Here is a 24801-nt window from a genome sequence, read left to right as displayed (position 1 = left end):
CCCATGTGCCGGAAAGGCCGGGCTTGCGTTCTAGGGTTTGCAGTCGTTCTATGTAAATTTCAGTTTCTGGACTGCAAGCACTTTGCCTGGTGTTTTGTCCAACAAACCGACAATTCCCACTGAGAAGAATCATTTTTTCAAATCATTCCTCCCAGTGGGTCCTGATGAAATCGAACATGATTTCAGAGAATCCTGTTGTTTAGGCGGCGGACCGTAAATAGAAGTCAGCGCCAAAAATTCCCGTTTAAATGCACGAATCAACTCTTCATCTGTAACATGCAGCCGGCCGATATTCGCCAAAATGGCAAGTCCGTAAGAATAAAATGTCATATCGCGATGAATCTGTCGCGCAACTGCCTCCTCATAGCCGTATTCCTGCGATATCGTTCGGAGAATTTCCGGAAGCAAAACATCCTCGTCATGAATTTCGTTCTGCCCCTCCCCCAGATACAGCCAGCGAAACAGCTGTTTTTCCTGCTCGGCAAAGCGCACGAAGCCAATTCCATAATCACTGTAGTGGCTGTGGGAGCCGTGATTGCCGCAGATCGCTGCCGTGACGCGTTCGGTGTGTTCCTGAATCGCGCGCGCCGTCAGTTCGGCTTTTAATGCCTCCATGTTTTGAAAAGAAAGATAAATCGGCTGCGTGGAACAGCCCAATTTTTGCGCGACGCTTCTGGCGTTCACCGCAGAAAATCCGCCTTCCCGAAGCACCGCAAAAGCGCCGTCTACAATTTCTTTCCGTGTAATTTTCCTGCTTGCCGGCATTTGAAGCTCTCCTTGTAAAAAATAACACATCGTTATTGATAACACTTGTTATTCTACATGTTTTGCGTTTTTTTGTCAAGCGGATCTTTCTTTATTGCCGCAAACCGTCCCGTTATAAAGCGCAATTCCTAAAATTGCAACAAACCCGGCCGCAGCAAATACGCTGAACCGTTTCGGGATCCCAAAATATGCAGCCGGAAACGCACCGGTTCCGACGGCGCCAAAGAGCATCATTCCCAGCGCAACCGCCGCACATCGTCCCAAAGACGAACAGGCCTTTTGACGCCACCCGCCGTAGAAACGAAAAAGACAGCTTTTTGGAGAAACCCTCTCTCAAAAGCTGCCGAAAGATACCGGGGCGGTAGTTCAAATTTTTCCGCAAAAAGAAACATTTTTGTGCTGAAAATTCATGCAATCTCTTTTGGGGTACGCAATAGTTTTTGGCCACCGTTTTCACTGGCAGAGCCAATACGAAATTACATAAAATCAGCTTTTACAGAATCACTCCTTCCCCTGACGAACTGCAACAAAGTCTACCTTATGCAATGGCGTAGGATATGGTATTTCATTGATCAATTCCTTCACAATGTTTTCCATCTCGACCCACCTATCTGGACAGGCTCCCCACCAAGAATAAACCACTTGATTTTTTTGATAAAAATAACACATGTAACCGTCAAAACCCTCTATCCTCTGTACATCATTGCTTGAATAAACCTTATTCGCTCTTTCTGCCAGCAAGGAAGCCCTTTGGGGCTCATTAAGTAAAAATTGATCTTCTGCACGTGTAGAGCTTTCTCTCCATTTGCAAATATAATATTTTAAACAATAACTGCTGTCCGCTCTGTTTTTTAGCAATGCAATGATGAAATGCCGCTCCTCAGAATAGGATTCTGGAGTCGCGGTTCTTGCATATGCAAATTCAATATCATGACCTTGCTCTTGAATTTTAGATAAAAATGGAAGCATTTTTCAGTTTCTCCTTACAAAATCAAAATACAAAAAATATCCCGAAGTTTTCATACTAATTGTGACTCCTTATATCCCCATTTGTTAACGTCTGAAAAGGATTCTCAAGGTTTTTATTTGCAGATGATACAAACCCACAAGGTTAAACGCTATGCGGGTTTGTGGGTGAAAAGGATGGACACTTTAGATGCCTACTATTGCAGGGCAACTGAATATGGAAAAGACGTAATTTCCTTTACATCTTGTATGTATACAATCTGATCGATATAGGTTTTTTTGTAAACACATCCTATCGGCTCTTGCCATACCTTTATAAATAATTTGGTACCCACAGATAAAAGGTTTGCTTTGGGTGCTCAAAGGATTTAGAAGAAGGCAAGATAAATTCTAACGATAAACCACCGCCCTCTCTCAGTACCAAAGGAAGAAACTACTCATTCTTTCTTACCATCTTGAGATCTGTCAATAAGTGCAACGCTTGTGTTGCAATAAAACAAAAACCAAAATCCGATTTACTAAGATGCAACTTGCAAATATCTGCAAGTTTTAAAGAAAAATCTTCAACTGAAGCAAACCATTTTTCCTTCGTCAAGCATTTCTTTTATAATGTCCAAAAGTGATTACGGAAAACCCTTTCTGTGCCCTATATTACTCCTGTTTGACCTAACACACAATGGTGTCGATACTTTTTCCCCATCATGTTTTGCATATTCGCATCAACACTTAATTCTAATGAATTACCAAATCCATCCCAATCCCATATAGCTGCAGGTTTCTGCATGTTCTCTGGAATCATCAATCACGCAACTTCACACTTTCCTACAGTAAATTTTCTGTAAAAAATCAAAATCTCGTATCAAATTGGCAGTGGCAGATATTTAGATGCCAAAAGTAATCAACCCATCCTTCATCCTTTTTTGAAATTCCCAAAAAACGCAAATCCGCATAAAAACAAAAAATGTGCCCGACAATAAAATCGGGCACATAACCTGGTGGAGGAGGATGGATTCGAACCATCGAAGTCACTGACAACAGATTTACAGTCTGCCCCCTTTGGCCACTCGGGAACTCCTCCATATGAAATTTTGGTAATTGGTGGAGCTGGTGGACGGACTCGAACCCCCGACCTGCTGATTACAAATCAGCTGCTCTACCAACTGAGCTACACCAGCATAAGGCGTATTTCTTAGCGCCAGAACACTATACCATGATTTGAGGGCGATTGTCAAGCCTTTTTCCAAAATTCCCGAAAAATTCTTTTAAATTTCGCGTTTTTCAGATGCGCATAGTCTCTGCTCTGCGTTCTTGTCCCACTCCGGCCTTTTGCATCACCAGCCGCAACTTCAGTCAGCAGCCGATAAAACGCCGATCCGTTCCAGAAAGCGCCGAACACCTTCCAAATCATTGCTTTCCGTTACCGCGTCCGCTGCCGCTTTTACATCCTCCGGCGCATTTCCCATCGCCACACCAAGCCCTGCCGCCCGAAGCATCTCGACATCATTATAATAATCGCCAAATGCAAGGGAGGTTTCCACCGGATATTGATACCGTCCGCAAAACAGACGAAGCGCATTCGCCTTTGACGCGGCGGAAGAAACAATTTCGAGATAGGTATCTTTGGAACGATACCCATCGCAATTTGGGAACGCATCCAACACGGCTTTCTCGAGCCGAAGAATTTCAGAAGGCATTCCCATACAAAAGATTTTGTGCACCGGAATTTTCGCACAAATTGCCTGCCAGGACGATCCCTGCTCTGCACAGAGCCCGGTAATCGAAGCTTCTTCCCGCACCCATAAATCTTCCGGATCCAACACCATCCAGTGATCGCCGCCATAAATACTGACACAGACATTGGGAAATGCTGCATTCGCCATCTCGCAAATTGAGACAGCCGTTTTCGCCGGAACGATCTCTTCAAACAGACAATTCCCCTCCTGATCCTGCGCCAGCGCACCGCTGTATGCGATCACCGGAGAATGCCCGCCGGCGGCAGCCTGGATGCGCCGGATGCTCTTCGGCATTCTTGCAGAAACAAAAACAAATGGAATGCCCTGCTTTTCGACTTTACGGATTGCCTTTGCAACCGCCTGGGGCATCTCATGCTGCGAATTGAGCAGTGTGCCGTCGATATCGCTAAAAAGAATCTTTGCCGAAAATGTCTGCATACCATACGCCTCCTGATGGAATCTTGTGTCTATTATATTTATTATAAAAAAACTTTTTCCAGAATGCAAGATTCCCGGTTCTGTCCATACATAAAAGTTCTGTAAAAAATGCAAGGATCCTACTGCAAACACACAAATTCGTTGACAGCCTGTTTCCGAGAATGGTAAACTGAACGGGAGGGAACAAAAAGAGGGGGAAATCAGATGATTGCACTCGTGCAAGGGGAACCGGGCAAACGCTATCGTGTGATGGATATTCGCTTGGATACCGCCGTAAAACGGCGATTTGAAATTCTCGGCATGACAAAGGGAGCCGGTGTCTCTGTGCTCAACAAAAAACGTTCCGGCGCGATGATTATCAAATTCCGGGGCACCCGGTTCGCAATCGGGAAAAAATTTGCAGAAGGCATTCTGATAGGGGGCTAAGCAATGGCAAATACCATCAATGTTGCCTTTGCGGGCAACCCGAACTGCGGCAAAACCACGCTCTTTAATGCTTTAACCGGCGCCAATCTGAAGGTTGCAAACTGGCCGGGCGTTACCGTTGAAAAAAAAGAAGGGCATATGAAATACCACAATCAGACCTACAAGATGGTTGATTTGCCCGGGACCTACTCGCTGACCTCCTATACCATGGAGGAAATTGTTGCGCGCAACTACATCCTGGAGGACGAAGTCGACGTCATCATCAACATTGTGGACGCCTCCGCATTGGAGCGCAACCTGTATTTAACCTTACAGCTCATTGAACTTGGCAAGCCCGTTGTGCTTGCACTCAACATGATGGATATCGTGGAAGAACGCGGTCTGGAAATTGATCTGCACCGTCTTCCGGAGATGCTTGGAATTCCGGTCATTCCGGTGTCCGCCCGAAAACGCAGCGGTCTGAGCGCCCTGATGCACGCGGTGGAGCACCACAAAGATCAGCCGGTCGGATACCTGGAGCACCACCATACACATGGCCATCATGCACACGATCACCACAATGAATATGCCATGGTCTACAGCGATACGATCGAAGATAAAATTGACCAGATTTCTGAACGCCTGAAAAAGCAGGATCCCAACATCAAAAATACTCGTTGGCACGCAATTAAAATCCTGGAAAACGATGCAGAGGTCCGGAAGAAACACCCGATTCGTCTTGACGACCTCGGGCAAACCGATCTGGAATCGGTTATGATCAACGAGAAATACGAATTTATCGAAGAGATCATCGGCGAGGTTCTTGTCAACCGTGAAGAAAAAAGTGCACGGACAGACCGGGTCGATGCCATTCTGACGCATCGCTTCTGGGGAATTCCCATCTTCTTTCTCATCATGGCGCTGGTCTTCTTCCTGACCTTTACGGTTGGAGACTGGCTGAAGGGATACTTTGAAATCGGCCTTAGCTGGCTCTCAGACACAGTATTACAGCTTCTTAACTCGCTTCACGTCGGCGCAGTCCTGACTTCCCTGATTGTCGACGGCATCATTGCCGGTGTCGGGGGAATCTTAACCTTTTTGCCAAACATCTTTATTCTCTTTTTGGCGCTTGCCTTTTTGGAGGACAGCGGCTACATGTCGCGAGTCGCTTTTGTCATGGACGGTATTATGGGAAAAGTCGGCCTTTCCGGACGTGCATTTATTCCCATGCTGCTCGGATTCGGCTGCACCGTTCCTGCCGTGATGGCTTCCCGGGCGCTGGAAAACCGCCGGGATCGGCTGAAAACCATCATGATTACGCCCTTCATGTCCTGCAGTGCGCGCCTTCCGGTCTATGTGCTGTTTTCGGAAATGTTTTTTGGAAAGTACGCCATGCTGGCAGCCTACTCGATGTATTTGATCGGCATTCTGGTTGCAATTTTGATTGCTTTAATTACGAATAAAATCGACCATCAGGATAACCAGGGCACGCTCCTGATTGAATTGCCGGAATACAAAACGCCAAATGCCCGCACCGTTATGATCTATGTGTGGACGAAAGTCAAAGACTATCTCACCAAAGCCGGAACCACCATTTTCCTGGCGTCGATCGCGCTATGGTTCCTACTAAAATTTGGACCGCACGGAATGGCCGGAGAAATGTCAGACAGCTTTGGCGCATATCTTGGGAAGTGGCTAACGCCCATCATGCGTCCGGCCGGACTGGGATACTGGCAGATCGTGGTCGCGCTGATTTCCGGAATCGCAGCCAAAGAGGTCGTCGTGTCGAGCATGAGCGTTCTTTATGGAATCAGCAATATTTCTTCCGACGCCGGCATGGCTTCTCTTTCGGCACTTTTGGGAACACAGGGCTTTACCGCTGTCAATGCGTATGCACTGATGATTTTCTGCCTGTTGTATGTTCCGTGCATCGCAAGCATTGCCGTAATCCGCAAGGAAACCGGATCTCTGAAATGGACCGCCGGAACCGTTCTCTTACAGCTCGGGATCGCCTGGGTGTGCGCGACGCTCTTTTTCCAGGTCGCTTCTCTGTTTGTGGGGTGACCGATGGAAATTTTACTTTGGGGACTGCTTGTGTTATGCTGCGCCGGAATCCTCCTGCGAAAAATACGAAACCGGAAATCCGGGTGCTGCGGATGTTCGGGCTGCACCATGCGTTGTCATCAAAAAAGGCCGCCTCCCTCTGCGCAGGAATAAATTCATGCCGGCTGGAAGCCGACGTTTTCCCGAAAAGAGGGAATCCCACCGAAAGCAACATTCGGTGGGATTTTCCTTTTTGCACGGCCAAATTTTTTTCTAAATATACCGATTTTGATTTTCTGCCCCGGTAAAAACAGCATCCGATGCAAGCGCTTTGGATTGACTTTTCCTGCCGTTCAGGATAAAATGAAGCCATCCGGCAACAAGGGGGCATTTTATGAAACGAACCGAACTTTCTACCCTATTAAAAGGACTTGCGGTCATTGCAGGGGCGGTCATTCTGATTTTATACGGACCGGTTGCAGTCTCGCTCGGCCAAAAATTTGCGCATCAGAACCCGGAACTGCGCCACCTGTTCTGGCCATTTCTGCTCTTTCTCTGGGCGTCTGTGATTCCGTTCTACCTGGCGCTGGGGTATGCCTGGAGAATTTTTAACGCCATCGCGCAAGATGCTTCCTATACGCCGAAAAACGTCCTGCGCTTAAAGCGGATCAGCTTTCTGGCGCTGATTGACTGTCTGCTCTATTTTTTCGCGGTTGTGGCATTGCTATTACTGGAGATTTTAAATCCCGGCGTCCTGTTGGTTGTTCTTGCGGTCATGCTGGTCAGCGCAGTTGTTTGTGCGGTATCTGCAGCGCTTTCCCATTTGGTGGAAAAGGCCTATCTTGCCGTCCAAGATTCTGAGGATACACGTTAAGCCTTCCGCTTTCTTTTTCGTTCGAACTGTTCTGACGGCGCAAATTCGCCGTTCCCACACCGCACCCTGAACGATCCGCTGCAATTTTCAGTTTTCAAAAATAATCGAAAAGGCTATCGAATCCAAACCACGGATTCGATAGCCTCTTTTTATTCTTCTCGTTCTCTGTTTTTACGAACGAAGCACTGCGCCGATTTTTTCCAGCTCTCGCATCATTTTCTCTAGGACGGTGCTGACCTCTTCTTCCGTCATCGTGCCCTCCTGTGAGCGAAGCAAGATCCGGTAAGCGACACTCTTTTTACCTTTTTCGATCTGCGAACCCTGGTACACGTCAAACAGTGTTACCTTTTCCAGACGATGTCCGCCGCAGCTGCGGATAATCTTCTCCAGCGTTGCCACCGGAAGATCTTCGTCGCACAACAGTGCCAGATCGCGTTCGACGGCCGGGAACTTCGGCATCGGCTTAAAGATGGTCACACTTTCGTCTGCAACCTGGTAGAGCACGTCGAGATACACTTCCGCGACATACACCCGGGTTTCAAATCCGTAGCGCGCGGCCGTCGCCGGATGCAGCTCTCCGAACACCGCCAGCTTGTTTCCATCCATTTCCGCAGATGCAGAGCGGCCCGGATGGAGATACGGCTCCCGATACGGCGCATAGTCCGGCGTCAGGCCAAACACTGCAAAGAGGTCTTCCAAAACACCCTTGAGCACAAAGAAATCAATATCGTCCCCGTAAAGGCCGATGCTCAAAGTCGGAAGCTCTGCCGGCTGTTCGGTTACCGGCAACGCCTTGGGGATAAAGCGCCGGGCAATTTCAAAGAGCCGGGCGGAAGGGTTCTTGCGGCTGTAGTTCGTTGCCAACACATTCAGCGTGCTGCTGACCAATTGCGTCCGCAGCACCGCATATTCCTCGCTCAGCGGATTCATCAGCGGAACCGCCATTCTGCGCGGATCATTTGCGTCCAGCGAAAGCAGATCCGGCGCTTTGGCAGAAATAAAGGCGTAAGTTTCCATCTCCCGGAGTCCATGCGCAATCAGGCAGGCTTTTGCCTGATCGTCATTCAGACGCTCCTTGGACTTCTGCCCGCGGGTGATGGCGCCGCGCATCGGTTCTCCGGTAATATGATCATACCCATAGATCCGCATGACTTCTTCTGCCACATCCGCGCGGCCTTCCATGTCGTCGCGGAAGGACGGAATCTCACAGTGCAGCACCGCATCAGAAAGTGTTGTCGGAATGCTCAGACGGTTCAAAATTTGCGCCATTTCTTCGCCCGGAATGGAAAGCCCCAGCAGCGAATTGACGCTATCAGCCGGAACATCCAGTTTCCGCGGCGCAGGCAATCCTTCGTTGCAGTCAATCACGCCGTCGACAATGTCGCCCGCGTCCAGCTCGTCAATGAGCTGCAGCGCGCGCTCCATGGCATACTCGACGCCCAGGATATCCATGCCCTTTTCAAACCGTGCGCTTGACTCTGTGCGCATTCCCAGCGCACGAGCCGTACGCCGCACGCTGTCTCTGCGGAACTTTGCGGATTCAAAGAAAATATCTTTGGTGTCCGGCTTGATTTCGCTATCCAGCCCGCCCATGATGCCGGCAAGGCACGAAGGACCTTCTGCATCGGCAATTACAAGCATTTCCGGTGTAAGCGTATGATCCTTGTCATCCAGCGTGGTAATCGTCTCGCCCGCTTTTGCACGGCGAACAATAATCTTTGAACCGCGGACATCCCGCAGATCAAACGCATGCATGGGCTGTCCGGTTTCAAGCATCACAAAATTCGTAATGTCGACAATATTGCTGATCGGACGCATTCCCGCTGCGCTAAGACACTCTTTCATCCAGACGGGGGATTCCGCAATCCGTACATTCCGTACCACACGGCCATAATACCGCGGGCACAGATCGGTATCTTCTACAGAGACGGAAATATGCTCTTTGATATCCCCGCCCGCTGTCCGATAGGCAGGCTTCGGCAGGTGCAGCTCTTTGCCGAGCACGCCGGCAACCTCACGCGCAATTCCGATTACGCTCTGGCAGTCCGGACGGTTCGCCGTAACGGCAAAATCGATCACCTGATCATTCAGGCCCAAAACGTCCCGCATATCCGTCCCGGCCGGGCAGTTTTCGTGCAGGATCAGAATTCCGTAAACCTCGGCGCCCGGATAATCCGCCTCTTTGAGGCAAAGCTCTTCTCCGGAGCACAGCATGCCTTCAGAGACCACACCGCGCAGTTTTCCCTTTTTGATCTGCATTCCATTCGGAAGTTTCGCGCCGTGCAGCGCGACCGGTACCATTGCGCCGACAAACAGATTCGATGCACCGGTTACAATTTGCAGCGGTGCGTCGCCGCCTACATCAATTCCGCAGACCATGAGCTTGTCCGCATCCGGATGTTTTTCCATGGTGACCACAATTCCGGTTACCACATTTTCCATGGTTTTGGAAAGGTCGATGACCTCTTCTACCTCAAAGCCGCTCAAAACCATTCGGTTGCAGAGTTCCTCCAGGGGAATATCAATATCGACATACCGGCGAAGCCATTTTAACGGTGTTTTCATATTGCATCGGCAGAACCAAATTGTTCTGCCTGCCTCCTTCCTTTTTTGCGTTCTGCAAATTCTTTTTATCTTCCAAATTGCTCAAGAAAACGCACGTCATTTTCAAACAGCAGCCGAATATCATTGATCTTATGGCGCGTCATCGTCAGCCGCTCCAGACCGATTCCGAACGCAAAACCGGAGTAGACCGAAGGATCAATTCCGCAGCCCTCCAGCACATGCGGATGCACCATACCTGCGCCAAGAATTTCAATCCAGCCTGTTCCCTTGCAGGTCCGGCATCCGGAGCCGCCGCAGGAGAAACAGCTGACATCCACTTCGACGCTCGGCTCTGTGAACGGGAAGAAGGAAGGACGGAACCGCACTTTGGTTTCCGGCCCGTAAATTTCATGTGCAAATTGCTCGAGGACCCCCTTTAAATGGCACATCGTAATGCCTTTGTCCACCACCAGGCCCTCGATCTGATGGAACATCGGGGAGTGTGTCGAATCCTCATCGACACGGTACGTTCTGCCCGGGCAGAGCACCCGGATCGGCGGTTTGCGGTTCTCCATGGTACGGATCTGCATGCCGGAGGTCTGCGTCCGCAGAAGCACATTCTCGCTGATATAGAAGGTATCCTGCATATCACGCGCCGGGTGATCTTTCGGCACATTGAGCGCCTCGAAATTATAGTAGTCTGTTTCCACTTCCGGGCCATCCGCAATATCAAAGCCCATGGAACGGAACAAATCGATCAGCGTTTCCAGCACCGTGTTGAGCGGATGCAGGCTGCCTGCTGCCGGCCGTTTGCCCGGCATGGTGACATCCAGTTTTTCCGACGCAAGACGCGCTTCAAGTTCCTTCGCCTTGAGCTGTTCCGCACGTTCTGTAATTTTGGCTTCCAGATAGGCGCGCACTTCATTTGCACGCTGTCCGATAACCGGACGCTCCTCTGCGGAAAGTTTTCCCATTTGCTTGAGAATTGCGGTCAATTCCCCTTTTTTCCCAAGATACTGGACGCGTAAAGCTTCCAGTTCCTGCTTTGCTTTTGCTTCCGACAAGGCTTTTGCCGCAGCCTCCCGGATTGCTTCAATCTGTTGTCTCATGGGCGTTCGTCCTTTCATCCATGGGATCCCTTTGGATGCCCATTTTTATTTTTCCATACCGTTTTCTGTGATTGCGCTGCTGCAGTTCCCGGATTCGCCGCCGAAAGGTCATTTCTCCGTCATCCGGGATCCGCGCCTGCATGGCACCTGCAGCAAAAGGGTACAAAAAATCTCCGTCCCAAAAGGGACGGAGATTGTCTCCGTGGTACCACCCTGCTTCAGCTGCGTAAAACCGCAGCCCTCATCGACCGGTAACGGGGTCATCCGTCACAGCCTACTTTCCGAAAATCGGGTTCCGCTGTGCCGCTCCGAAGGGAACTTCTCCTGCCGCTTTCCGCAGACGCGCTTTCAGCCTATGGCGCACCCTCTCTGTCCGGAGTCAACCGGGTACTTTCCTTCTTCCATGCGTTGCAATTTATCGGTTTCTGCCAAAATGCTTCTCTTGCAGAAACATGTTTTTTCTCTCAGTCAATGCCCACGCAAATTCAAAACCAGCACACCTGAGATACCGCTACTATAGCATAATTCCCCGCATTTTGCAAGCTGAACCTGCAAGGATCCGGAAAGAACCGTTCGGTTTATTTATGGAACAGTTTTTTGGTCTGGTATTTCGGTTCACAAGTCAAGTTGATGCCTAATTTCCGGAAGATTCCCTCGTCAACCTGGGAAAGAATCACACTGGAGTGCACCTCGCAGCCGCGCAGGTTTTTCAGCTGCTTCATGGCAGCAGCGGCATTCGGATTGGTGGCGGCGCAAATCGAAAGCGCAACCAGCACCTCATCGGTATGCAGGCGGGGATTATGGTTCCCGAGATAGTCCACTTTCAGATTCTGAACCGGCTCAATAATGGTCGGCGAAATCAGGTGAACCTCTTCATCGATTCCCGCAAGCGCTTTGAGCGCATTGAGCAGCAGCGCAGAAGAAGATCCCAACAAAGAGGAGGTTTTTCCCGTAACAATCCGTCCGTCGTTAAGCTGCATGGCAGCGGCCGGTGCGTTCGTTTCCTCGGCTTTTGCAAGCGCCGGACGAATTACCGCGCGCTCCTCGGTCGTAAGCTGCGCCTGTTTCATCAGAAGCTCAATTTTATAGACAACTTCCGGAGAAGTAAAGCCCTGCCGCTGTCCGCAAAGCGCATGATAGTAGCGGCGGATGATCTCATCATTGGCCGCTTTCCGCACCGCCTCGTCGTCGGTAATACAGTTGCCGGCCATATTGACGCCCATATCAGTCGGAGACTTATACGGACATTCCCCGAAGATCTTTTCAAAAATTGCCCGAAGCACCGGGAAAATTTCCACGTCGCGGTTATAATTGACCGTTGTCACACCGTAGGCATCCAGATGGAACGGGTCGATCATATTGACGTCATTGAGATCGGCGGTAGCCGCCTCATACGCAATATTGACCGGGTGCTTCAGCGGAAGGTTCCAAATGGGGAAGGTCTCGAACTTGGCGTACCCGGCCTTTCTTCCCATCCGGTGTTCATGATAAAGCTGCGAAAGGCAGGTCGCCATTTTCCCGCTTCCCGGGCCCGGCGCCGTGACGACAATGAGCGACCGTTCCGTCTCGATATATTCGTTTTTTCCGTATCCTTCGTCGCTTACAATCAGCGGAATATCATTGGGGTATCCCTCAATCGGATAGTGCCGATACACTTTGACCCCCAGCGATTCCAGCCGCCTCTGGAACGCCTCGGCCGACGGCTGTCCGCTATACTGTGCAATAACAACGCTTCCCACATAAAGGCCTTTCCCGCGGAACGCATCGATCAGACGAAGAACGTCAAGATCATAAGTAATTCCCAAGTCGCCGCGCACCTTGTTTTTTTCGATGTCCGAAGCATTGATGACGATAATCACCTCTGCCTGATCGCGCAGCTGGAGCAGCATATTGATTTTGCTGTCCGGTTTAAATCCCGGCAATACGCGGGATGCATGAAAGTCGTCAAAGAGTTTGCCGCCAAACTCCAGATAAAGCTTTCCTCCCAGAGCATGGATTCTCTCCCGAATATGCCCTGATTGCATATGTAGATATTGGTCATTGTCAAATCCGATTTTGTTCACACACGGCGGCAGGATTCCTTCGCTTTTTCCACACACCACAAAAGCGCCGCAGAAATCCGTGCCACGCCCCCCTTTCCAATTTTCCCTTCGCTAAAACCCAACTGTTTGACATTATACCACAAATTCCTTCCCTTGTAAGCCCTCACTTAAAAAAGATTCCATGGAATTTTACAGTTTTTTCAGTTTCGCAAAGCCCGGAAAAAATTCTACCCGCCCGGAAGTCTTGACAGCCTTCTCAAAAGCAGTACAATAAAACAAAGCGCTAAAAGACACGGAGGACCCCGCCATGAAGCAATGCATGGATGCCGAAAATTTACACCGCAGACTCAAGAAAATCATCGGGCAGGTACAGGCCATTGACCGAATGGTCGATGAAAATGTCCCGTGCGAGGATATTCTTTCCCAGCTCAACACTGCAAAATCCGCGCTGCACAAATGCGGACAGGTTGTGCTGGAGGGACACATTAAGCATTGTGTCAAAGACGGCATTGAGCACGGAGATGCCGATAAAACAATTGAAGATTTTACGAAATCCGTCGAGCGGTTTGCCAATATGGGCTGACGCTTTCAGGCGCCCTTTCTTTTGCAGCGGATTATGAAAACCTGCTGCATCAAGGTACGGTTTGCTTTTCTAAAAATCTGTTTTTTCGGAGAAATCCAAAAAAACAGATTTTTTATTTTTTCTCCTTAAAACCCATACCCCTATATGTATAATATGCCAATACCCCATATGGTATAAAGGAGGAAGCTATGAAAAAAGCAATGGAAAAATGCGAGGCGTTTCTGGAATTCGGCGGAACGAAAAAAGAAATCATTTTGCTCATTCTTTCCGGAATCTCGCTCATTTTAAGTCTGACCGGAATGGTTCCGCTGCCCTTTGACATCGCCTGGGTATCCATCCTGCTCTGCGGAATTCCCATCATTCTGGAAGCGGTCATCGGCCTCATCACCGCTTTTGACATCAAAGCCGATGTCCTTGTCTCGTTCGCCCTGATTGCCTCTGTCTGCATCGGCGAAGATTTCGCTGCGGGCGAAGTCGCTTTTATTATGCAAATCGGTGCGTTGCTTGAAGATCTGACCGTCGCAAAAGCACGCGCCGGAATTGAACGGCTCGTACACCTGACGTCGCAAACCGCACGCGTTCTTCGCAATGGAAACGAATTTGTGATTTCTTCCAGCGAAGTGCAGGTTGGAGATCTGCTTCGGGTCTTGCCCGGTGAAACCATCCCGGTAGACGGCACCATTACCGCTGGACAGACCTCTATCAATCAGGCTGTGATGACCGGAGAATCGCTGCCCGTTGATAAGACCGTCGGGGATGAAGTTTCCAGCGGAACCGTCAACCAGTTCGGTGCATTTGAAATGCGGGCTGCAAAAGTCGGCGAGGATACTATTTAGCTGGCTACCTGGATCTATTCAATAACGAGATTGCGGAGTGGGAACTCAGCGATACCTTTGACAGCTTCCTTGTTATGAGACCCGCAGAGCGTCTTCTGAAAAAAGAAAAATGAGCACCGAACACCAAGTCCTTTTGCGCAGCGGCCAAGGTGTCCAGTACTCATCAGCAGGTTATTGCAACCTGCTCAAAGAATACAATGCAATTCTAAAGTATGTCAAGAGCTGGAAATCCTCATGACAATGCTGTTATGGAAAGTTTTTGGGGAAGATTCAAAGACACATTGCGAAAGCACTTTCGCTACCGGGAGAGTGACGACCTCAGAGCGACTATTAAACGTGCTCTCTCCTATTTTAACAACGAACGTCCTGTTCGCAAGCTGAATGGAAAACCACCAGTCCTGTTCAGAACAGAACTAGTGGCATAGAAAATTTTGTGCCTACTATCTATTGACTAGTTCACAATGATTTGAATTAGCGTTTGAGGGCAGAAAGTGTCTTAAAGTCATCTTTCAAATCGCAATACAGACGCTTGTAAAGCGTGTAGTACCCCTCATAAGCCGCATGGTTTTCAAGATCCGGCTCCTGTGTTTTCTTTTTGCGGATAATGGCATCGCAGCCTTCTTCCACAGAGCCGTAGATTCCCGCACCGACACCGGCCAGAATTGCCACGCCAAGCGCCGGGCCTTCTGAAGTATTGACCGTGCTGACCGGGCAGCCGTACAGATCCGCAAGCATCTGTCTCCAAACGCTGCTGCGCGCACCGCCGCCGCATGCCATCATATCGTCGATTTGAATGCCCATCTCGCGGAATACATCCACACATTCGCGCTGCGAATAGGCGACGCCTTCCATGACCGCACGGATCAGATGCTTCCGGTCATGAATCGCAGAAAGCCCGAAAAATACACCGCGGCAATCCGGATCCGGATGCGGCGCCCGCTCGCCCATCAGATACGGCAGATATAACAGCCCATCCGCACCGATACCGGCCTCTACCGCAAGCTGATCCATAATCACATACGGATCCACGCCCGCTTCTTTGGCTTTCAGCACCTCTTCGCTGCAGCAGGTATCCCGGAGCCATTTCAGAGAAAGTCCGGCTGCCTGGGTACAACTCATCACAGTCCATTTGCCCGGCACAGAAGCGCAGAGCGTGTGGACGCGTCCCTGCAGATCAATCGAGACCGTATCCGAAACGGCATAAACCACCGCAGACGATCCGATCGTAGTAAACGCTTTCCCGGCGCGGACGATTCCGGTTCCGACAGCCGCTGCAGGATTATCTCCAGCACCGCCGACGACCACCGTACCCACGGATAGACCAGTCAGCTCCGCGGCCTGGCGGGTCACTGTACCGGTGACATCCGGAGATTCATACATTTTACCGAGAAGCGAACGGTCAATATGTAATTTTGTGAGGACTTCATCGGACCAGCAACGATTCGGAATATCCATCAGCTGCATTCCGGCAGCATCCGAAACTTCGGTCGCGAACTCGCCGGTCAGCATATAGCGGATGTAGTCTTTCGGAAGCAGAATATGCGCGCAACGCGCGTACAAATCGGGTTCATGATTCTGCACCCACAAAATTTTAGAAGCAGTAAAGCCCGTCATCGGCGGGTTTGCCGTAATCTCGATCACCCGCTGTGCGCCGATCACCCGGTTCATCTGCTCGCATTCGGCGGCAGTTCGCTGGTCGCACCAGATAATGGAACGGCGCAGCACCTGTCCGTCTTTATCGAGCATCACCAGACCGTGCATCTGTCCGGAGATTCCAACACCGCGAATCTCGGAAGGCGACACGCCGCTCTTCGCAATCACCGCGTTGGTACCCTCTATGACTGCGTTCCACCAGTCAAGCGGATCCTGCTCTGCCCAGCCGTTCTGCGGCTGATAGAGCGGATACTCCACCGTTTTGGAACAGCAGGCATTGCCCTCTGTATCGAACAACACGGTTTTGGTTCCGGACGTTCCCAGATCAATTCCCAATAAGTATTCCATTTTTTACCTCCCAAACTACGTTTTCCACACTGGAGACGACTTCTCCATCATGCAAACAATTTTCTTTATGGTATCATGGATTTCTCTTCATTTCAATCATTATTTTGTCCTCATTCCGTTGTTTTTCGGTAGATTTCATGCTATGATAATAAAAATTCGGTTTTTTCAAAAGGAAAAACCGCATATCAGCGGAGGCTTTTCATGCGATATCAGTACAAAACCCATCAGACTTGCTCCAGCGCCATCACCTTTGACATCAATGACGGCGTCGTCACAAATGTTTCCTTTACCGGCGGATGCAACGGCAACTTAAAAGCCATTTCCACGCTTGTAAACGGCATGACCGCTGCGGAAATTGAATCCAAATGCCGGGGAATCACCTGCGGCATCCGGCCGACCTCCTGTTCCGACCAGCTTGCCCGCGCCGTCCATGCTGCGGCAGAAGCAGAACGCGCCGCAAAAGCATAAAATATTTTGAAAAGCAAAAGCCAAAAAGGGACGCGAAAATGCGTCCCTTTTTTCTATAAATCCCGCTTCACTTTTTCCAGTGCGCCTTTTTCCAGCCGGCTCACCTGCGCCTGGCTGATCCCGATTTCCGCCGCGACCTCCATTTGGGTTTTACCCTGAAAAAACCGCATGGCGAGGATCCGTTTTTCGCGGTCGCTCAAATCGTGAATGGCTTGCTTGAGCGCAATCTCATCAAGCCAGTTTCCGTCATCATTTCCGTCCCCGATCTGATCCATGACATAAATGGTATCGCCGCCGTCGGAAAAGACCGGTTCATAAAGAGAAACCGGCTCCACAATTGCCTCCAAAGCGAGAACCACATCTTCCCGGCGAATTCCGAGCGCTTTGGCAATTTCTTCAACACTGGGCTCCCTGCCGTTTTCGGAAGTCATTTTTTCTTTTACCTGCATCGCCTTATATGCAGTATCCCGCATGGAGCGGCTGACCCGAATGCTGTTATTGTCGCGCAAATACCGCCGGATTTCTCCGATAATCATCGGTACACCGTACGTTGAAAACCGCACACCCTGCGTCACGTCAAAGTGATCGATCGCCTTCATCAGGCCGATACAACCTACCTGAAAGAGATCATCCGGATTTTCCCCACGGTTTGTGAACCGCTGAATTACGCTCAGAACCAGCCGAAGATTTCCGTTAATCAATTCTTCCCGCGCCTTCGCCGCCTCAGCAGGCGTTCCTTCGCGCATTTTTGTCAGCAGCGCAAGCTTTTCCTTTTCGCTAAGTACTTTCAGCTTTGAGGTATTGACTCCGCAAATTTCCACCTTATTATACTGCATCGAATCGCCCCCTGGTTTTCAGTATTGCCTCCGGGAGATCGATTCATGCATCTTTTATGAAAGTCTTTCCACCGCCAAATACAGCTTATTCCATACGCTCCAAATCAGCGCGCAGGCGCTCGATAATTCGTTTTTCCAGACGTGAAATGTAGGATTGTGAAATTCCGAGAATATCCGCCACTTCCTTCTGCGTGTGTTCCTTTGTCCCATTGAGGCCGAACCGGAGTTCCATAATCGTCTGTTCCCGATCAGGCAGACGGGAAACTGCCTCCAGCAGCAGTTCCCGCTCCGTTTCCTGCTCCAATTCCCGATTAACCGAATCGCTGTCGCTGCCCAAGACGTCCGAAAGCAGCAATTCATTGCCGTCCCAATCCACATTGAGCGGATCGTCAATGGAGACCTCGTTGCGCTGCTGCACCCGTTTGCGCAGAAACATGAGAATCTCATTTTCAATACAGCGGGAAGCATATGTCGCCAGCTTAATTTTTTTCTCCGGCCGGAATGTATTGACCGCCTTCATCAGCCCGATGGTGCCAATGGAGATTAGATCCTCTACGCCGACCGCGGAGGACTCAAACTTTTTTGCAATATACACAACCAGCCGCAGATTGTGCGTAATCAGCGGCTCCCGCGCGTTTTCTTTTCCCTGCAAAATGGCTTCCATCACGCGGTTTTCTTCCTCTTTTGTCAGCGGCGGCGGCAGTGTTTCCGGACCATTGATATAATAGATCTCCTCCGGCAATCGGAGGCAAATCCAGATTCGAAGTTTCTGAAGCCATGCAAATGTCCTCATACCATTTCCTCTTTTCCTTTCCGATTATGATTTCCGCGCGTCAGAAACGCCGGATTTAGCAGTGCATCAAAAGTCCCCCCCGGAAACGGTTCCCGACGAACCGCAACATAACAGTCCCGAACCTCTATCACCCGGTTTCCCTGGCGGATCCGTAAACATTCCGGGCGAAAAGCCGGCAGTACGCCGGTTCCCGACAAATCGGAATAGGGAATCATGCGGATATTCTGTACGGATGATCCCGCTTCCGCAAAATCCGGCGCCGCATTTCCGGCATCCGGATCTTCTAAAAATCCCGGCAGCGATTGCACCAGCAAGTCTTTTAAGACCGGTCGGCTCGCAACCACTACCGGATCACGCGAAAAAGGCTCCATGAGCGTGCTGCCGGTATCCAATTTTCCAACACAGGAAACTTCCCGGCCATCTAAGCAAACGGTCAGCTTACAGAAGCCGCCGTCAGCCTCCCGCTGTCCTGCCAACCGGCTCAGCAGACTGACAATGCCATAGGCCGCCACAGAAAGCAGCGCCAAAAGCAGCGGCGGAACTTCAAAATATACGACCGAATTCTTGATCACAATCCGTTCAGGAGACACAAAATACCAAATTGCCAGCATAAATCCGGCATAGGCAAAGCTTATCAGATAAAAACAGACAAATGCCCGCAAAAGCTGTCCCAGACGCTGCCGCCAAAACGAGGAAAACACAATTGCTGCCGAAAGCGCCAGCTGAAACAGAACCGAAAGCACCGGCGAGAGCGTCGGCAGCAAAATCGACAGGCTTCCGGCTGCGCCCACTGCTGCACCGAGCAAAAGCCGAAGCCGAGAAACCGTAAGATGCAAAAATCCCCGCACCGTCAAGAGCAAAAAATAGTTGACAAACAAATTGACGGCAAGCAGCACATCTACATAGATCGTCTGTTTCAAAGGGCTCACCTCCGGGCTATAAGAACAGTATAGACTGCATACTTCTGCGGTTTCTGTCGCAATCAGCACTCACCGAAAAAAAGCCTGACAGAACATCGTTCTGTCAGGCTTTCCGTGATCACGCATTTGTTTATTTTTTCTGGCCGTAATAAGCGTTTGCGCCATGCTTGCGCAGAAAATGCTTATCCAGCAATTCCTGCGGCATCGGCGGCGCCGGATTTGCAATTGCTTCCGTATGCCAGGCCATCATGGCAAGTTCCTCCAAGACGACTGCATTATGCACCGCCTCCATGCAATCCTTTCCCCAGGCAAACGGTCCATGGGATTTCACCAGCACAGCCGGAATCGTTGTGGGATCCATGCCCGAAAAAGTCTCCGCAATTACCGCACCGGTATTTTTCTCGTAAGCTTCCCGGATTTCTTCCGGCGTCATCGCACGGGTGCAGGGAATCGTTCCGTAAAAATAATCGCCGTGCGTGGTGCCGTATGCAGGAATTCCGCGTCCGGCCTGCGCCCAAATCGTCGCCCAACGGGAATGCGTGTGGACAATTCCGCCGATTCCCGGAAAGCTGCGGTAAAGGTAACAGTGCGTCGGCGTATCCGAGGACGGATTGAGGTCTCCCTCTACCCGATTTCCCTCGAGATCCACCACTACCATATCTTCCGGTTTCATTTCTGCATAGTCCACTCCGGACGGCTTAATCACCACAAGGCCTTTTTCCCGGTCGACTGCAGAAACATTCCCCCAGGTAAACACCACCAAACCGTGCTGCGGAAGCTGCATATTGGCCTCATAAACCTGTTTTTTTAAAGACTCCAGCATTTTCTTTCCCGGCTCCCGCTTAAAACAGAGCCGCTCCCTCCTTTTTTATAATCATTTTTTATCGGACTTTTTTCCCGGAACACCGGTGGATTCTCTCGGAACCAACGGCATCACAAATTGCTCAGATTTTTCCCGCTCTCCAGTCTCTATCATTCGGAGAAGCTTTTCTGCAGCAGCAATTCCCATTTTTTCTTTCGGATGTTCAAATGTTGTAAGCTTAACCGGCGCATATTCCGAAACTCCAGCATGATCCACACCGATGACCGCCAGCTGTCCGGGCACCGAAATTCCATGAGAGAGCAGCACCATCAGAAGATCATAGGCAGCCTGATCATTATAGCAGACCACGCCGTCGCACTGCCGCAAGGCGCTGAGGAGCCGCGTCAGATTTTCGGTAGAGAACAGCGTTTCATAGTCCCCGGTTGTATACCAGAACAATGCATCATCAAAAAGCGTTCCGCCGTTTTGAAGAACCGCCTTTGCAAAGCCGGCGTACCGATCGTGGCCCTGGATGTCATCCGACTTGAAAATACCGCCAAGTTTCCGACAGCCGCACCGGAACAGGTATGCCGCCGCATCGGCACCGCATTTCCGGTCATCTGTCCGGACACAAATACTTGTTTTCAGTTCCCGATAGTTTCCGTTTAAAAAGACGACAGGAAGCCCTGCCCGTTCCAGTTCATGATACAATTCGAGGTTCGGGTTCGGCAATGCAGACTTTGTACCTTCCACAATCAGCCCGTCAATCCCATCCGATAAAAATGCGCGCAAGAGCCGCTTTTCGTTCTCCACGCGGTTCTTTGTCGCGCCAAAAACCAGGTGGTACCCGCTCTTTGCAGCGGTTCCCTCAATTCCTTTGATGATAAACGGGAAAATGTAATCCGTAATATACGTGGTAATCACGCCGATGCGGTGTGTCTGCTGTTTCTTTTCCCAAAGGCCGGCCACATATGTCCCGCTTCCGCGCCTGCGTACAATCAGGCCTTCATGCTCCAAAACATTGAGCGCCTGCCGCACCGTCTGTCTGCTGCATGCATACCGCTCGGAAAGTGTTCCTTCCGAGGGAAGCTTATCTCCGGACCCAAATATTCCTTGCTGGATCTGTTCCCGCAAATCCGAACACAAGGCCGCATATTTAGATTCTTTCCTCTGTTCTTCCATCTGATCCCCTCTTTCTGTTTCTATCATACAATACCGTACAACTTTTTGCAATCCTATTTCAAGTAGTACGTACTTTATTTCTGCATGCTTGACTTTCTCATCGTGATCCCCTACTATGGAACCAGAACGATTTTCTAGGAAGGGTCCCCCTTCCATTCTGATCCATTCTGACAAAAAAGGAGCTCCCCGCATGACGCTTTCTCTGCTTTGCTCTTTGCTCTATCCGTGCGCCGCGGTTCTGATCTGGAAGTTCTCTCTGCGCAGCCGTCGGCCGCTGCGAAAAGCGGTTCTGCCCGCTTTCTTTTTTGCCGCCTTCCTTCTGCGCATTTGGCTCGCCCTGACCCAAAACGGGTATCCGCAGGATATGAGCACCTTTAAAGCCTGGGCGCAGCTGACGCATATTCACGGGCTTTCCGGCATGTATCACGCCGATTTTTTTCTGGACTATCCACCCGGTTACCTTTACGTTCTCTATTTTTTAGAACAGCTCCGTCTCTGGTTTGGACTTTCCTCGCAGGACGCCGTCTGGAACCTGATTCTAAAATTACCCTCCATTCTTGCAGATTTGCTGTGTGCATATCTTCTTTACCGTGTTGCCCAAAACAGAATCCGATCCGTTGACGCCGCGCTGCTCTGCGGCGCCTATCTCTTCTGCCCGGCCATCCTGATCAACTCCTCTGTCTGGGGCCAGGTCGACAGCTTCTGTCTGCTGTTTGTTTTCTGCGCGCTGCTGTTTCTGCTCCAAAAAAAGATTTTCCCTTGCGCCGCAGTCTATGCTGTTTCGGTGCTGCTCAAGCCCCAGGCGCTTTTTTACGCGCCGCTATTTGTTCTGTTTCTCCTGCGCAAGAAGCGATACCGCTGGATTTTCCGCGGAATCGCCGCCTTCTTTCTCAGCGTACTGCTGATTGCCCTGCCCTTCACAGAACATTTTGACTACCTCACCTTACTGCGTCAGTATCTTGCAACGCTGCAATCGTATTCCTATTTTTCCATTAATGCTTACAACCTTTACGCCCTGTTCGGGCTCAACTGGGGTTCCATAGAAACCGCGATCCCCTCTGCATTTTGCCGGGGACTTTTGACCGTGCTTCCCATTGTTCTCGTCGTACTCTATAGCGGATGGATTTACTGGCGTACACCGAACCGGGGCGGATTCTTCTTCTGTGCCTATTTTCTAACCGCCGGCACCTTTCTACTTTCTGTAAAAATGCATGAGCGCTATCTCTTCCCGGCTCTGCTGTTTTTGCTTCTCTCTTTTGTGTTTTGGAAAGATCTGCGATTGCTTTTCTCGTTTCTTGGCCTCTCCTTTACGCATTTTCTCAATGTTGCGTATGTTCTGCATCTCAACAATACGTCCGTTTCGGCGTTTCATCTGCCGATGCTGCTGCTTTCCGCTGCACAGACAGCGGTGATTCTCTACACCGGCAAATTGGCCTGGGATTTGTGCATCCGAAAAAAAGCGCCTGTTTCGAAACTCCAAATATCGTTTCCTAAAAAAACGCTGCCGGCAGGCGCGGATGGTTGCCGGCGTCTTACCACCAAGGATCTCTTCCCGCTTTTGGCACTGACATTCGGTTCGGCGCTGTTACTCTTTTGGAATCTCGGTTCTTTCCAAAGTGCGCAGACCAGCTGGATCCCGGCGGAAGGAGAGTCTGTCGTCCTGGAAACCAGCGGCCGGGCGGATAAGCTGCTTTACCTGCCCGGAATCGGTGCAGACGGCCGTCAAAACACCTGCGCCGGAGTTTCTCTCCGCATGGAGCTCTCTATGGACGGCGTTTTCTGGCAGTCGTGGGACGATCTCACGGAGGGCGAAGTCTATGCATGGGAAAGTATCCCCCTCTCCGCAGAGTTTCGGTATCTCCGTCTGACTGCCTATGGCACCACAGTTCTCAATGAGTTTGCACTGAAGGCCGACGGCGAGGATCGCCTTCTCACGCTTACGCCAGTCGCCGGAAATGCGGCGGCACTTCTTGACGAACAGGACGCCGTTCCGCTGTATCCGACATGGTATGACTCGATGTATTTTGATGAAATTTATCATGCACGCACCGCCTATGAGCATCTGCACGGCATTTGGCCCTATGAAACAACCCATCCGCCGCTGGGAAAACTCCTGATTGCTTTGGGCATTGCACGATTTGGTATGACGCCGTTTGGGTGGCGCTTCTCCGGCGCACTGTTCGGCGTGCTGATGCTGCCCGCATTTTATATTCTCCTCAAACGGCTTTTCGGAAAGACCGGGCTTGCAGCTTGCGGAACCTGTCTGTTTGCCGTGGATTTCATGCATTATACACAGTCCCGAATTGCAACCATTGATACCTACGCCGTGTTTTTCCTGATTCTGACGTACGGCTGCATGGCAGTTTTTCTCGATACCGATCTGAAAACCGCCACCCTGCGCCAAATTTGTCTGCCGTTATTTTTCTGCGGCGTTTCCTTCGGACTCGGAGCTGCCGCAAAATGGACCGCTCTATACGGCGGTCTTGGGCTTGCCTTCCTCTTTTTTTATCGGCTTTTTCGTACGGCAAATCAAACGCCAAAAGCAGAACGCCCTGCGCTTTTGCGGCGTTATCGTGCGCTGATTCTCTGGTGCTGCCTGTTCTTTCTCATCATTCCGGCATGCCTGTACTCTGCCGCCTATCTGCCGGTCTTTACCGTAACCGGACATTCCTACCGTGAATTTTTCTCCTATCAGGCAAAGATGTATTCCTATCACGCAACGCTCGACGCAACGCATACATTTTCCTCTGCCTGGTATGAGTGGCCGATTCTCAAACGGCCGGTCTGGTATCACATCACGTGGGCGGAAAACACTGCGGACGGTCTGACCCATTCCATTTCTGCACTTGGAAATCCTATTATCTGGTGGGGGTCTATCGCAACGATGCTCTTGTCCGCCGTTTGGGGACTGCTTTATCGTGATCGCCGCGCAGCGTTTTTATGGGTTGGCTATCTCAGCGTCTACTTGCCGTGGGTGGGCGTGACCCGAATTGCGTTTCTCTATCACTACTATACTGCGGTTCCATTTTTGATTCTCTCTATGGTATGGGTGCTTTCCTTTACCCATCAACAAATCCGGCAGAAACCAAAGAGCCAAAAGGCTTTGTCTCTCCAACAGGCCGCCGTTCAGGCCGCAACTTGGCTGCTGCCGGCCGCAGCGCTCGGACTTTTCATTCTGTTCTTCCCGGTTATCTCCGGGGCCGGCGTGCCGCTCTCCACGCTTCAATCGCTCGAGTGGTTTTCTTCCTGGTATTTTGGATAAAAAAGCAGCGTCCCGCTTCGCCGAAAGTGATATGTACCCGGTTTTCTGGACACCGGTTCAAAATTGAATAATTAACTTTTCATCATGGATGCTTCCCTGAATTTAGAGGGAGGCATCCATTTTGTTTTAGCTTGGATTCTGGTGTTATTGTAATAATCAATATACTCGGCAATCGCCTTAGAGAAGGATTCAAAGGAAG

General features: G+C 50.4%; 22 protein-coding genes, 2 tRNA genes, 1 pseudogene and 1 other annotated feature. Of the genes and pseudogenes, 9 read left to right on the top strand and 16 right to left on the bottom strand.

The genetic code is table 11. From position 1 onward, the window contains the following. Positions 1–129: 129 nt before the first annotated feature. The 6 genes from IAG03_RS08740 to IAG03_RS08715 all read right to left on the bottom strand — a co-directional run bounded on the left by IAG03_RS08740 (position 130) and on the right by IAG03_RS08715 (position 3902). Positions 130–765: a TetR/AcrR family transcriptional regulator gene (locus tag IAG03_RS08740; RefSeq protein ID WP_249319743.1), complete on the bottom strand. Its 636-nt coding sequence runs from the start codon at positions 763–765 to the stop codon at positions 130–132. A gap of 75 nt (positions 766–840) precedes the next feature. Then, positions 841–1029: a hypothetical protein gene (locus tag IAG03_RS08735; protein WP_249319742.1), complete on the bottom strand. Its 189-nt coding sequence runs from the start codon at positions 1027–1029 to the stop codon at positions 841–843. Positions 1030–1266: 237 nt separating this feature from the next. Beyond that, positions 1267–1734, bottom strand: coding sequence for a hypothetical protein (locus IAG03_RS08730; protein ID WP_249319741.1), 468 nt, complete (start codon positions 1732–1734; stop codon positions 1267–1269). A 990-nt stretch (positions 1735–2724) separates the two neighbouring features. Further along, positions 2725–2809, bottom strand: a tRNA-Tyr gene (locus IAG03_RS08725). A 21-nt stretch (positions 2810–2830) separates the two neighbouring features. Further along, positions 2831–2906: transfer RNA gene (locus IAG03_RS08720), tRNA-Thr, on the bottom strand. A gap of 171 nt (positions 2907–3077) precedes the next feature. After that, positions 3078–3902, bottom strand: coding sequence for a Cof-type HAD-IIB family hydrolase (locus IAG03_RS08715; RefSeq protein WP_249319740.1), 825 nt, complete (start codon positions 3900–3902; stop codon positions 3078–3080). A 204-nt stretch (positions 3903–4106) separates the two neighbouring features. On the opposite strand from IAG03_RS08715, the gene IAG03_RS08710 reads away from it, so the two are divergent. The 4 genes from IAG03_RS08710 to IAG03_RS08695 all read left to right on the top strand — a co-directional run bounded on the left by IAG03_RS08710 (position 4107) and on the right by IAG03_RS08695 (position 7224). Beyond that, positions 4107–4328, top strand: coding sequence for a FeoA family protein (locus IAG03_RS08710; protein ID WP_249319739.1), 222 nt, complete (start codon positions 4107–4109; stop codon positions 4326–4328). Positions 4329–4331: 3 nt separating this feature from the next. Continuing rightward, complete coding sequence (gene feoB / locus IAG03_RS08705) at positions 4332–6371, top strand: ferrous iron transport protein B (RefSeq protein WP_249319738.1); 2040 nt, start codon at positions 4332–4334, stop codon at positions 6369–6371. Continuing rightward, positions 6326–6658: a hypothetical protein gene (locus IAG03_RS08700; RefSeq protein ID WP_249319803.1), complete on the top strand. Its 333-nt coding sequence runs from the start codon at positions 6326–6328 to the stop codon at positions 6656–6658. Before feoB ends, IAG03_RS08700 begins: the two co-directional genes overlap by 46 nt. An 86-nt stretch (positions 6659–6744) precedes the next feature. Further along, complete coding sequence (locus tag IAG03_RS08695; protein WP_249319737.1) at positions 6745–7224, top strand: DUF2975 domain-containing protein; 480 nt, start codon at positions 6745–6747, stop codon at positions 7222–7224. A 171-nt stretch (positions 7225–7395) separates the two neighbouring features. On the opposite strand, the gene pheT is transcribed toward IAG03_RS08695, so the two are convergent. The 3 genes from pheT to IAG03_RS08680 form a co-directional block, all read right to left on the bottom strand. Then, positions 7396–9789: a phenylalanine--tRNA ligase subunit beta gene (gene pheT, locus IAG03_RS08690; protein ID WP_249319736.1), complete on the bottom strand. Its 2394-nt coding sequence runs from the start codon at positions 9787–9789 to the stop codon at positions 7396–7398. 65 nt (positions 9790–9854) lie between these two features. Next, positions 9855–10877 (bottom strand): phenylalanine--tRNA ligase subunit alpha, encoded by a 1023-nt coding sequence (gene pheS, locus IAG03_RS08685; protein ID WP_249319735.1) that lies wholly within the window; start codon positions 10875–10877, stop codon positions 9855–9857. A 180-nt stretch (positions 10878–11057) separates the two neighbouring features. After that, positions 11058–11290: a binding site (T-box leader), on the bottom strand. A 165-nt stretch (positions 11291–11455) separates the two neighbouring features. Then, on the bottom strand, positions 11456–12940 hold the full coding sequence (locus tag IAG03_RS08680) for a DUF1846 domain-containing protein (RefSeq protein ID WP_346726126.1): 1485 nt from the start codon (positions 12938–12940) through the stop codon (positions 11456–11458). A 286-nt stretch (positions 12941–13226) separates the two neighbouring features. Here IAG03_RS08680 and IAG03_RS08675 point away from each other — a divergent pair, with 286 nt between their 5' ends. From IAG03_RS08675 to IAG03_RS14565, 3 genes and pseudogenes are all read left to right on the top strand, one after another. Beyond that, positions 13227–13502: a metal-sensing transcriptional repressor gene (locus tag IAG03_RS08675; RefSeq protein WP_249319734.1), complete on the top strand. Its 276-nt coding sequence runs from the start codon at positions 13227–13229 to the stop codon at positions 13500–13502. A gap of 188 nt (positions 13503–13690) precedes the next feature. Continuing rightward, positions 13691–14332: pseudogene (locus IAG03_RS08670) on the top strand (P-type ATPase actuator domain-containing protein); the annotation flags it as partial. 218 nt (positions 14333–14550) lie between these two features. Further along, positions 14551–14763, top strand: a complete 213-nt coding sequence (locus IAG03_RS14565) for an integrase core domain-containing protein (protein ID WP_430472448.1) — start codon at positions 14551–14553, stop codon at positions 14761–14763. A gap of 46 nt (positions 14764–14809) precedes the next feature. Here the strand turns inward: IAG03_RS14565 and xylB are convergent, their stop codons facing one another. After that, a complete protein-coding gene (xylB, locus tag IAG03_RS08665) occupies positions 14810–16339 on the bottom strand; it encodes a xylulokinase (RefSeq protein WP_249319733.1) in 1530 nt (509 codons plus the stop codon). Positions 16340–16540: 201 nt separating this feature from the next. Here xylB and IAG03_RS08660 point away from each other — a divergent pair, with 201 nt between their 5' ends. Continuing rightward, positions 16541–16807 carry a TIGR03905 family TSCPD domain-containing protein gene (locus IAG03_RS08660; protein ID WP_249319732.1) on the top strand — a complete coding sequence of 89 codons (267 nt, stop codon included), beginning with the start codon at positions 16541–16543 and terminating at the stop codon, positions 16805–16807. A gap of 53 nt (positions 16808–16860) precedes the next feature. Here the strand turns inward: IAG03_RS08660 and sigG are convergent, their stop codons facing one another. The 5 genes from sigG to IAG03_RS08635 form a co-directional block, all read right to left on the bottom strand. Next, a complete protein-coding gene (gene sigG / locus IAG03_RS08655) occupies positions 16861–17643 on the bottom strand; it encodes an RNA polymerase sporulation sigma factor SigG (protein WP_249319731.1) in 783 nt (260 codons plus the stop codon). An 85-nt stretch (positions 17644–17728) separates the two neighbouring features. Then, positions 17729–18436, bottom strand: a complete 708-nt coding sequence (gene sigE / locus IAG03_RS08650; RefSeq protein ID WP_249319730.1) for an RNA polymerase sporulation sigma factor SigE — start codon at positions 18434–18436, stop codon at positions 17729–17731. Continuing rightward, positions 18433–19356, bottom strand: a complete 924-nt coding sequence (locus tag IAG03_RS08645; RefSeq protein WP_249319729.1) for a sigma-E processing peptidase SpoIIGA — start codon at positions 19354–19356, stop codon at positions 18433–18435. Before IAG03_RS08645 ends, sigE begins: the two co-directional genes overlap by 4 nt. Before the next feature lie 130 nt (positions 19357–19486). After that, complete coding sequence (araD, locus tag IAG03_RS08640) at positions 19487–20179, bottom strand: L-ribulose-5-phosphate 4-epimerase (protein WP_283243084.1); 693 nt, start codon at positions 20177–20179, stop codon at positions 19487–19489. A gap of 51 nt (positions 20180–20230) precedes the next feature. After that, positions 20231–21340, bottom strand: coding sequence for a GntR family transcriptional regulator (locus tag IAG03_RS08635; RefSeq protein WP_249319728.1), 1110 nt, complete (start codon positions 21338–21340; stop codon positions 20231–20233). Between the two features lie 190 nt (positions 21341–21530). On the opposite strand from IAG03_RS08635, the gene IAG03_RS08630 reads away from it, so the two are divergent. Continuing rightward, entirely contained in the window at positions 21531–24602 is a 3072-nt protein-coding gene (locus IAG03_RS08630; RefSeq protein ID WP_249319727.1) for a phospholipid carrier-dependent glycosyltransferase, read from the top strand. Between the two features lie 71 nt (positions 24603–24673). On the opposite strand, the gene IAG03_RS14560 is transcribed toward IAG03_RS08630, so the two are convergent. Further along, a partial coding sequence (locus tag IAG03_RS14560; protein WP_430472450.1) for an IS3 family transposase occupies positions 24674–24801 on the bottom strand: 128 nt, incomplete at its 5' end.

The organism is Yeguia hominis (assembly GCF_014384705.1).
GTDB lineage: Bacteria > Bacillota > Clostridia > Oscillospirales > Acutalibacteraceae > Yeguia > Yeguia hominis.
The sequence above is the reverse complement of the archived record's forward strand: the minus strand, read 5'-3'. Positions and strand labels throughout refer to the sequence as shown.